The sequence below is a fragment of the Vibrio sp. R10-SF1-ISO8 genome, assembly GCF_059833805.1.
Map to the genome: position 1 here is coordinate 180,477 of NZ_JCBDHL010000019.1, position 9,310 is coordinate 189,786.

A 9,310-nucleotide genomic window follows, 5' to 3' on the forward strand; every position below is an offset into this window, starting at 1 on the left:
CGAAGCGAAACTGCCAAGCGTTGCGAATCACTCTTAAATGCTTTGTTAGCAATATGGCTCAACCTTAAGCACTGAATTCTTCTAATGCTGAAACTGCCGCTTCAGCTTTGCTACTTTGAACGAAAATATGGTCGTGATAATAAGCTGCAATCACATTAGCACTAATGCCCTTTGACGCTAGCTTACTCGCTACTGCTGCTGTAAGACCGACAGCTTCCAAGCTAGAGTGAACCGTCAAAGTGATTTGGCTATACGTACCATCAAACGACAAAGCAGCTTTCTCTGCGACTGACTTTTCAAGAACCAAAGTTAAGCCCTCAGATTCAACAAACGTAGCGACTGGATTTAACTGAACGTAGTCTACGAGCTGACCAGAAACAGTACAAAATACAAACTCAGTTTCTACTAATTTGGGGCTCATCGAACGTAGCAGTTCGTCTAAATCTGTAATCCCTGACATATTGATTTCCTCTTATATTGCTAATGCCCAATTAAGGGGTGAACAACACTACCACCCTACCTAAAGCATTGTGCCATAAACACTAAATTTTAAGTTGAAGCAAAAATGCCAAGCGTTGTGAATCCCTCTTAAATTGATTGTTATGTGTTTACTCAAAGTAACCCTCGGTAGCAATTGCAACTGATTGAAAAAACAACCCTTCACCTTCTTCCACATCAGGCAGAGTTGAACGCCAGAACGATAACTGAAACTCCTTAAATACGTAGCTATAACCTAACTCTGGATCTGAATGATCGTAGTTACCTTCTAATAGCATTCGTTCGAGCACATTAGTCGCTAGTGTTCGATGTACGTCAATACTAAACAATGTCGTTGAGAACAAGTCAGATTCTGCCGCTTCAATGAACTCGACTTTTCCTTCGTTATCAAAATCTACCATGAGCCCGTCTAGAAAATGATGGCGATGACCATGAATGGAATTAGGTGTTCCGATAACATTATTCACTTCAGTTTCTGTCATCCCGAGCTTGACTGGGCCAATTGAATTTCCTAGCTGAATTTCGAATATTTTCATTTTAATCCTACAAACACATAACGCCGCGTTAAGTGGTGAGCAACGCCAGCCAACAAACCTAATCCATTGTACCTTAAACACTAAATTCAACTTGAGCTAAGATCGCCAAGCGTTGTGAATCCGCCTTAAACGCTTTGTTAGGCATGCCCTTTTTCGATCGCATCTTTATGGCTAAATAAAAGATTACCGACCTTTTGTACGTTACTCTCTTGAGGCTCCAACCCCATATGCTTTTCTAGGTGCATGAGTAGATTTATAACATTATCTAACCCACCACTTTCAAGAGCTACTAGAACTTTAGGTACATAAGAACGGTACTCAGCCCTAGCCGATACATAACTGTTAATGCCTATTGGATCCCAGAAATAAAATAGGACTTCATCAACTCTTCTCTCTAGTTCATCGGGTTTAAATCTTTCCATTTCCGGTCCTCATTCTGGCGGCCTAACGCCCTGCTAAGTGGCTAGCAACGCATAGCACGATACTCAAACTAGCCGCCGTAAACACTTTACCAAACTAGAACCAAAATTGCCGAGCGTTGATAGTCCGTCTTGAGCAGTTTGTTATAGGGCAAACTCAAATATATTCAACAAACTGCCCGTCAGCTATGTGACCATAAACCCTGAAACCATTCTTGATTTCATTACCAGGAAGATTAATTTTCTGTAGTTCAACTCTAATTAGCTCATGATGAATAGAGTCTTTCGTTTGTAATTCAACCCATTCGATATAGCGAAAGCCACCTAGTTCAAAATGATAATACCAGTCACCATCCCACTCAGAGATATGCCCGCTTTCTATATCTTTTGTTCGCCACTTGGGCCTATGAACTTCAAGTGCAGACATCTTAAGACGCAGCTCATTCCATTTTGTCTTATTCATTACGCTAAGCATAAATATCACCTGCCCTATAACGCCCTGTTAAGGTGTGAGTAACGCAATACTAATGCTCCCGCATACCACCTTAAACACTAAAACCACGCATATTGAAAATGCCACGCGTTGCGAATCACTCTTAAACAGATTGTTATACGTTCATTTTGCCAACTAGATAAACTTGCAGCTTTCGCTATCAAAAACTCTGGCTGCCAGTCCAATAGCCAAAAATTCAATAATCTCTGCGTTTGCTTGAGACATTACGCAGTTAAAAGTGATAGCTCTTGGTTCATTTAAACTATCAACATCGAAATGAATCAAGACTTCTCCATTCTCGTACACAAACTGCTGTTGAGTTGGAATAAAGCCTAAAATACTATCAAATACTTGGTTTAACTTAAGAGGGTTGAACTCCATAGGAATCCAATCCTTTGGCAAGTCTTCAATTTCTGATTCTGTTTTTACGATAATTCCAATCATATGAACCTCAAGAACGTATAACAGTTATTAGACAGAAATTTTCTGTGTTTAGTCATAGAGTATTTCTGTCTTTCACCCTATCACGGCTAATAGTGTCCTATTTTCAGCAATTTATCAGTAGCTTAGAATTAGAGCAATCAATCAATGCAGTAAAGTGCATAGTAATTCTGTATAACATGCTTTAAATCAAGATTTGAGGCTAAGAGAAACAAAAAACCGCCCTATCTTGAGCGGTTTTCTTTAGCGTCTGCGTCTGGTTTTTCGTCGCTTTCTTGTAGCGGTAGCTTTCACTACCCGTCCACCTCTGAGCGTATACCCTTTCTTAAGTTGGCCGTTTTGTTTGCGGCCTTTGCACTTGCAACATCGTTTAGCCATGACTGTCCTCCAGTTTGCGTATCCGTTGCTCTTGGTCTTGCTGTACTTTCTTTATCCAGTTGATGTCGGTTTTGAGCGCCGCAATGGTGCCTGCGCTTGAGACGACACCAGTGATTAGAGCAATGAGCATCGCTTCGAGTAATTCCATCATTGCCCCCTGAACTTGCCTGAGAAGAACTCGAGCAGATAACGCACCATCGCCCGCATGCCAAGCGTATCAATGACGACGGCGCCCACCACATACCAATACGGTTCGGGAATGTTCTGTAGCGCGTTGAAACCTTGTTCGACGTAAGGTGCGTAATCAGGGATGAAGGAAAGAATGAGCGGGATAAACACCACAAGCAGGATAAACTCGTCTTTAAAACCGCGCTCTTTGATGCTCACTTCATCAAGACTGCTAGCCTGCTCTTCGCCCTTTTGTAATCGACGCACCCTCGCCTGATGTTTCTCCTGATCGAGCTCATCTTTGCGCTTTAAGGCTTCGGCCTTATTGCGGTTATACTGCCTATAGGTTTCGAGTCCGCCATTAAACAAACTGACAATCGCGCCAATCATGGGTACACCTGTCGATCGAGCTCAATATGCGGGCCATCTTTAAACGAGGTCCAATCGCCGCCCCACACAATCGGCACACCCAGTTCTCTGGCCGCTTGTTTAAACGCCCAACTCACTTGTTCGTAGTAACTGAAGCCCCATGTGACGTTTCCATCTTCGTCATACACGACATAGTCGATCGCGTGACCGGTTTGGTGGCGACTGATACGCGAGTAACCATCAAGCTGACTGGCCTTGTCCTGAAAAAGTTGGAATTGCTCTTCGGCTGTCCGTTTGCCCGAGGTAATCCCAAAATCAAATGGACTGAGCTCAAGCGCGCGCCTAACCACATTCTTTAAATCATGGTGCACACCAATCAATTTGGTTTCGCTGCGCACCGACAGCGCAAAGCCGCTGACGGCTTTATCGACCTGTTTTTTGTTCATCAGATACACTCCCAGGCTAACCATTAATAAGAGGGGGAATGCCCACCGCATCGGGCACCTCCTGTTTGAAGATCAAACGCGTTTCAATCCGTGAGACCAGCGCCAAGCTACTCACCACTTGCAGCTCATCCGCGCCTTTGGGCTTGATGAGGGTCATCGGATAGTGATGATCGACGCCAGCGGCGAAAGACAAATATAGATAACGACGCTCGACAAGTTGGTCACCTTTCAGAAATGACAGCGTCAGACTGCACAATTGCGCGGGTACCGTTTGGCGATTGCTCAGTGATGTGCGCTTAAACGACAAATCGACCAGTTCGACGTAGTCGGTAAAGTGAAAAATCGCCGCATCGCCGACCGTGCCTTGTGATTCGGTGGCGATTTCAATATCAGGTTTGGCTTTCGGTGGTGGGTTATACAGCATCAGCATCAGCGCATCTCCCCGACTCTGACGGTTTCCCCGTCCTTACCTTTGAGCGTGATGGCCTGATTGGTGTTGAGTGGCAGATGGCCACCGGGATTGACGACCATAAAGCCTTGCACCAGAACAGGCTCGGTATTGTCATCCGGTACCTGCAGAAACAGCGCTTTACGCTCAGAACTGCCGGCAATAGTCTGCTCACTGCCATTGAGCTCAAACACGCCTTCTTCAACCGCCGCGTAGGTGTACAAAGTCACGCTAGGCGTCATGCTCAGCGTCTCGTTATCGACGTGAACATTAAGCAATTCGTTCTGAATTTGGGCTTTCACCGCCCGTTGTATCTCAACCACACTCACGGGGCGCTGCACTTCGTGCACCACCACCGCGTTCGACACATCGACTTTCTGCGCTTGAGTTAAAATCGGTACGTCACTGATTTGATATTCAAACGTCGCGGCGTCATCGTGATGGTTCTCCAGTGTCAGCTCATCAAACTTGGTCACATCAATCGTATCGCCGCGTTGAATTTCGGTTGGACGCAGTACATCGCTGTGTATCATCAAGGTATGAGTCGATTCACGCAGAATAAGAAACTTACCCGCCTGTCCGGCGTTAAAACTGAGCGTTTGATGGGGTTCGAGGGTGTGGACTTGTCTCATGAGCGGCTCCCTTTGTACAACACCGCGACGGTGATGATGGTGCCGGCAATGCCGACAATCAGAGAAATGTTTTTCAGTAAGTTGTTATCCGACTCAAGGCCACCGGTTTGCTCGCGCGATTTGGCGCTGCTGGCCATCGCGAGGGCTGCTTTGGTGGTTTCGGTTTGTTGTCCGGCCATCGACTTGATTGAATCAATCGCGTACTGGCTGACTTCTGAGGTTTCTTCAAGGGCAGACGTACCGAAGTTAAACGCCTCATCGACGGTGTTATTGACCGTATCGAGTGACCCTGTCACGATAGTTTCGTTTGAGCGTAGGGTTTGCTGACCAAAGTCGAGCGCTTCCTCGGCAAGATTACCAGCAATGGCCATTGCCCCGTGGTCGGTCATGGTCAGATTGATATCGGAATCATTGACCCCTGCGACCATGATGCCGTAGTTATCTCGGCCTGCCGCCGCACTACCACTGGTATTGGTCGTCGTTGTGACCGTGCTTTGTCGACTTTGTGAAGAGCTTCTGCCACCCATATCTACAAACCTTATTCGTAAAACGCGTTCATCACCTCGGCGTTCAATTTCCTGAACGGGCAATTTGAGCCGCTCACGGATAAACCGCTCCGCGCCAGCGCGAAAGAAGTGTGCCCGTATTGAGTCAAAACCGTAGGCCCTGGCATGATTGAGCGCGCCCAATGTGCCTGCGGCCATATCACCGACTAAGGCCACCACCACCAATTCTTTGGTGCCGTCTTTGAGTACTTCACCCCTTAACAGCATCACGGTGTTATCAAGGCGAAAAACCTGTTCACTGCCCTGTTTTACCGCGCGTTCGGCATCCTTGAAGTAGTCTTTCAGTGCCGGTTTCAGTTGGTCTTTAACCCGACTCCATTGCTCACGCTGAAGATTACTTCTTAAGGGCCACATACATGACAAGCAGCACCAACATCACGATGAGCCACCATTGGGAACTGGTGCCACCGAGATTGATCCCACCGCCGGTAAAGCCCATGTTATTGGTGGTGTTGCCCGATGTGCCCGACATCGCGGGTCCTGAGGCGCCGCCTTGTAAGCCTCCGCCACCGGTTAACGACGTTAATGAACCGAGCATCACAGACCTCCTTTGGCGAAATACAGCAACACGGCAAGCATCCCGACGAGCAACAACAGTTTATTCAGGCCTTTACTGGCGCTTACACCAAACATGCTGCCGACACCAAAACCGCCGAGTGCCCAGAATAAAAGTGGCATCGGTCTCTCCTACTTCTTAAACGCCATCACCCCAAGCAGCACCACGCTCGTTACGGCTAACGCACCGCCGATATACCACACCATCGGATCGACGCCAGACTTCGCGCCTTGCGGCCGCGTCACCACATTACCGGCGTTATCGACCTGCGGATGGTTGGGCTGCTGGGTTTTGTTTGGGTTGGAGGTTTGATCCTTGATGTCGAACAGCCAGTCAGCGTGCTCGCCAACGGAGTCCAAAGCCCCCGCGCCAAACTCCAGTAAATCATCAAAAAAGCTTTTCATGGGCGCTCCTTAGGCCGCGCCACCTTGCAGTTTTTCCGGTCGCTCTAAACGCACCGATTCGACCAAAATAGGAATCGAACCTGGCACATCTTCGGTGGTGACCGAGAACTTCAAGTTCGAACTGTGCTGCGTGGGAAACAGTTCATCAATCGAGAAACCACGGACAATCGGATCGAAGTGGAAATAGCCCGACTGAGGCGTGCGTTCGTTACGTTTGGCGTTGGCTTCAGCGATAAACTTATTCGCTTCAAATTCTTTAACGAAATCACGCTCAATCTCCAACTTGGTGATCTTGTCGTGCATAAAGTGCATGCGGCGAATACTGATGAGCGGACTGGCGATCAGGTTGGTAAACTCGTTGACGCCTGCGGCATTGGCGGGCATGGTTTCACGTTTCACTAGTGGCACCACGACACGCATCGCTTGTGCGTTACTCACCCAAGCATGTACTTGGATCGTGAGTGGATCCGCATCCGCGCGCTTGTTTCGGAACTGAATATCAAGGTGAATGTTGTCACCCAGCTCCGTGACTAAGCCGGTGTAGCGCACCCCGTTTTTGGTTCTGGCCACGACATCGCTGAACGGAATAATGTAATGGCCACTGGTGGGATCGCGGCGCTTATAGCGCTCAAGCATCAACAGCTCTTCGCCGGTCAATACGTAGATTTCCTCAGCATTCAAAGTGATGGAAATTCGCGTCATGTCCTGCGCGTCGGCGTTGGTTTCGAGCACCAATTCGTGATACGTCGGGCCATTGGGTATAGGCAGTGTGCCTTTTTGTCCCCAAGCTGCACCGACCATAGAGTTAAGTTTGATTGGTTTGACTGACATAGCGCCCCCTTAGAACCAACCGGACTTGCCGAGAAGCTTATCGAGACCACCAACTTTATTGTTGACGGCCAAGATGATCGCCCCTGTCGTCAAAGCTGATACGCCAGCAATGATGGCAACGTTACGAGCATTCAATCGCATAGTGACATCCTCATTGAAATGGATGCCCTGACCCTAGGACGATTCTCACCATAACGTCAGCCAGTCAAATCTATTAGGCAGTGACTCTAACCTAATAGGTTAACCCTTACCGCACGGGATAGATTTTCCCTTGCCGATGATTACCAATCCCGGGGCTTTTGAGGATGTAATCCGCATACTTGCCTTTGCCTAAATGCTCCCGCTCATGACAGCCTTTGAGCGAAAGAATGGACTCGTACGGCACGTCATAATAGTCAGCGATGTAGCGCGCGTTACGTTTCGAGCTGACCGCGCCAATGTAGATATGCTTGGATTCATCGAGCACGGTTTTTGGCACTTCCTGACTGCGCTGAAAGGTGGCGTGCATCACCAACCCAAAGCCGCGGCCACCTGTCCATAGTTCACCCGCCACGCCATCGAGTTTGGCGGTGTTGTTGGTGCACTTGGCAAGCTCCTCAATCACACAATGCAGCTCATGCGCGTGTTGGCCATCACCCAACGACCACACCATCTGGGCAAAACGCTCAAGGTTATCGCGGCTCCGCTCTTGGTTGACTAAAGCCAGACGAAACGGCTTGCGTTGCTTTCGTCCATACCAGGCACGCTGATAGAACTCGGAAAACGATGCACACGGTACGACTTTCAGCCCTTCAAGTCGCTGCTCGGAGTGCTCGGCGTACGGGTCAAACATCACCACCTGGGCCGACTTGGGGATCAACTTGAGTTTACGAATGGCGGTGGTTTTACAGCTGCCCGTCGTGCCCATGTAACACACGTGCTGCGCATTGAGTGCGTTATTCTTGTTGATCGGACTGGGCAGTTTCATCCGTTTCTCCTTGCGCTTGATTGGCTTCCTTCTCCGCTTTGGCCGCTAACAACGCTTTCTCCTGACGCAGTCGACGCACTTGAAGCGTACAACCGCCGACCAAGGTGCACGACGCCATGGCAAAGACCAGCTCTTTCTCATACTTGGCAAACCACGCAAAACCGGCCGGTCCGTACTTTTGCAGCATTGGCGTGGCCGCATCGAGCCACTTGTTACCGACGTTCTCATCAATTTCAAACGGCACATCAAACGCCGCACCGACGCTGAACTCGACAATGCCTAAGCCATAACCCAACATTTGGCGCGAGGTCTCCGGATCAAAGCTGGCTTCTTCCTGCTCGTCGGTGTCGCTTTCGGCCTGTTCAGTCACGTGTTCTTCTTGCTGCATCTCGTTGATGGCCGCTTGTGCGGTGAGATCACGCTCATCCACGGGCGTGGTCACGTCCAATTCATTGGTTTCGCTCATCACTAGGCTCCTTGTTCTTCGTCAGCAAGACAAACAGCAACGCGCAGCCGCCGACAAAGGCTAATGCGCCCGCGACGGTTCGTTTGGTTATCTTGGCCGGTTTCGGCTCGGTTATCGGATTTTCCTCGCAAGCCCCGTCGTGATTGGTTTCGTCCGGTTTACTAACAGTTACTGAGTGCGGCTTTTGCGGGGTACTGTTTTTATAACCAGTGGTAACCTCTTCACGGGTCGGTTTCATGTGGTGAGTTAACCAGTCTTGAAACGGTTTCCCTGCGCTTTGATTGGCTTTGCAGTTGGGGCAAATCGTGTAGAGCTGGCCCAATCGGCGCTTGTTCTTGGGTGGATCGCCCCCTTCTAAAACGCGGTGTTCGCCAACGGCATGCACGGTACACACTTCGCCGCAGCCCTGCGTCGGACAGGCAATGTAACCTTTGATGGGATTCTTACTGGCCATGCTGCGCCTCCTCTAGCTCAGTGAGCCGTTGATGGAAGTTTAAGGTAATAGCTTTAATGGTAGTGACGGTGGTGTCGATGTGGGTTTTGGCCTGCTCAGCCGCTTGAATGGCGACCATCGGTTTTTTAAACGCAGGAATACTTGACCAATCTGGCGCAGATTGAGCCAGCGCCTGCTCGATGTCATCGAGTTTGGCCATCAAGTCGGCAAACTCTTGTTGTCTGATTGTCATACTGAC

At 48.9% G+C, this 9,310-nt stretch carries 20 protein-coding genes; all 20 read right to left on the bottom strand.

Features of this window, described 5'->3' with window-relative positions:
• Positions 1-64: 64 nt before the first annotated feature.
• On the bottom strand, positions 65-460 hold the full coding sequence (locus tag AC6R00_RS15565; RefSeq protein WP_500641047.1) for an ACT domain-containing protein: 396 nt from the start codon (positions 458-460) through the stop codon (positions 65-67).
• A 148-nt stretch (positions 461-608) separates the two neighbouring features.
• The gene (locus AC6R00_RS15570; RefSeq protein ID WP_500641048.1) at positions 609-1,034 is read right to left on the bottom strand and encodes a hypothetical protein; all 426 of its coding nucleotides are present in this window, start codon (positions 1,032-1,034) and stop codon (positions 609-611) included.
• A 137-nt stretch (positions 1,035-1,171) separates the two neighbouring features.
• Positions 1,172-1,456 (bottom strand): hypothetical protein, encoded by a 285-nt coding sequence (locus AC6R00_RS15575; RefSeq protein WP_500641049.1) that lies wholly within the window; start codon positions 1,454-1,456, stop codon positions 1,172-1,174.
• Positions 1,457-1,610: 154 nt separating this feature from the next.
• Positions 1,611-1,916, bottom strand: coding sequence for a DUF6678 family protein (locus AC6R00_RS15580; protein WP_494504996.1), 306 nt, complete (start codon positions 1,914-1,916; stop codon positions 1,611-1,613).
• A 165-nt stretch (positions 1,917-2,081) separates the two neighbouring features.
• Positions 2,082-2,390: a hypothetical protein gene (locus tag AC6R00_RS15585; protein ID WP_500641050.1), complete on the bottom strand. Its 309-nt coding sequence runs from the start codon at positions 2,388-2,390 to the stop codon at positions 2,082-2,084.
• 367 nt (positions 2,391-2,757) lie between these two features.
• Positions 2,758-2,916 carry a hypothetical protein gene (locus AC6R00_RS15590; RefSeq protein WP_180275383.1) on the bottom strand — a complete coding sequence of 53 codons (159 nt, stop codon included), beginning with the start codon at positions 2,914-2,916 and terminating at the stop codon, positions 2,758-2,760.
• Positions 2,913-3,323 (bottom strand): hypothetical protein, encoded by a 411-nt coding sequence (locus tag AC6R00_RS15595; RefSeq protein WP_272274104.1) that lies wholly within the window; start codon positions 3,321-3,323, stop codon positions 2,913-2,915. The genes AC6R00_RS15590 and AC6R00_RS15595 overlap by 4 nt, the downstream gene beginning before the upstream one ends.
• Positions 3,320-3,748, bottom strand: coding sequence for a M15 family metallopeptidase (locus tag AC6R00_RS15600; protein ID WP_099608738.1), 429 nt, complete (start codon positions 3,746-3,748; stop codon positions 3,320-3,322). The genes AC6R00_RS15595 and AC6R00_RS15600 overlap by 4 nt, the downstream gene beginning before the upstream one ends.
• A 16-nt stretch (positions 3,749-3,764) precedes the next feature.
• A complete protein-coding gene (locus tag AC6R00_RS15605; protein WP_500641051.1) occupies positions 3,765-4,178 on the bottom strand; it encodes a hypothetical protein in 414 nt (137 codons plus the stop codon).
• Positions 4,178-4,828: a hypothetical protein gene (locus AC6R00_RS15610; RefSeq protein ID WP_500641052.1), complete on the bottom strand. Its 651-nt coding sequence runs from the start codon at positions 4,826-4,828 to the stop codon at positions 4,178-4,180. The genes AC6R00_RS15605 and AC6R00_RS15610 overlap by 1 nt, the downstream gene beginning before the upstream one ends.
• Complete coding sequence (locus AC6R00_RS15615) at positions 4,825-5,748, bottom strand: hypothetical protein (protein ID WP_500641053.1); 924 nt, start codon at positions 5,746-5,748, stop codon at positions 4,825-4,827. The genes AC6R00_RS15610 and AC6R00_RS15615 overlap by 4 nt, the downstream gene beginning before the upstream one ends.
• Positions 5,729-5,932 (bottom strand): hypothetical protein, encoded by a 204-nt coding sequence (locus AC6R00_RS15620; protein WP_195876938.1) that lies wholly within the window; start codon positions 5,930-5,932, stop codon positions 5,729-5,731. The genes AC6R00_RS15615 and AC6R00_RS15620 overlap by 20 nt, the downstream gene beginning before the upstream one ends.
• Complete coding sequence (locus AC6R00_RS15625; protein ID WP_171323606.1) at positions 5,932-6,072, bottom strand: hypothetical protein; 141 nt, start codon at positions 6,070-6,072, stop codon at positions 5,932-5,934. The genes AC6R00_RS15620 and AC6R00_RS15625 overlap by 1 nt, the downstream gene beginning before the upstream one ends.
• A gap of 9 nt (positions 6,073-6,081) precedes the next feature.
• Positions 6,082-6,354: a hypothetical protein gene (locus AC6R00_RS15630; protein ID WP_500641054.1), complete on the bottom strand. Its 273-nt coding sequence runs from the start codon at positions 6,352-6,354 to the stop codon at positions 6,082-6,084.
• Between the two features lie 9 nt (positions 6,355-6,363).
• Complete coding sequence (locus AC6R00_RS15635; protein ID WP_195876971.1) at positions 6,364-7,185, bottom strand: major capsid protein P2; 822 nt, start codon at positions 7,183-7,185, stop codon at positions 6,364-6,366.
• A 9-nt stretch (positions 7,186-7,194) separates the two neighbouring features.
• A complete protein-coding gene (locus AC6R00_RS15640; RefSeq protein WP_257214423.1) occupies positions 7,195-7,326 on the bottom strand; it encodes a hypothetical protein in 132 nt (43 codons plus the stop codon).
• Positions 7,327-7,432: 106 nt separating this feature from the next.
• Entirely contained in the window at positions 7,433-8,152 is a 720-nt protein-coding gene (locus AC6R00_RS15645) for a hypothetical protein (RefSeq protein ID WP_500641055.1), read from the bottom strand.
• Entirely contained in the window at positions 8,121-8,618 is a 498-nt protein-coding gene (locus AC6R00_RS15650; RefSeq protein WP_500641056.1) for a hypothetical protein, read from the bottom strand. The genes AC6R00_RS15645 and AC6R00_RS15650 overlap by 32 nt, the downstream gene beginning before the upstream one ends.
• Positions 8,602-9,072, bottom strand: coding sequence for a hypothetical protein (locus AC6R00_RS15655; protein WP_500641057.1), 471 nt, complete (start codon positions 9,070-9,072; stop codon positions 8,602-8,604). The genes AC6R00_RS15650 and AC6R00_RS15655 overlap by 17 nt, the downstream gene beginning before the upstream one ends.
• Complete coding sequence (locus AC6R00_RS15660) at positions 9,062-9,304, bottom strand: hypothetical protein (protein ID WP_171325458.1); 243 nt, start codon at positions 9,302-9,304, stop codon at positions 9,062-9,064. The genes AC6R00_RS15655 and AC6R00_RS15660 overlap by 11 nt, the downstream gene beginning before the upstream one ends.
• Positions 9,305-9,310 lie beyond the last annotated feature (6 nt).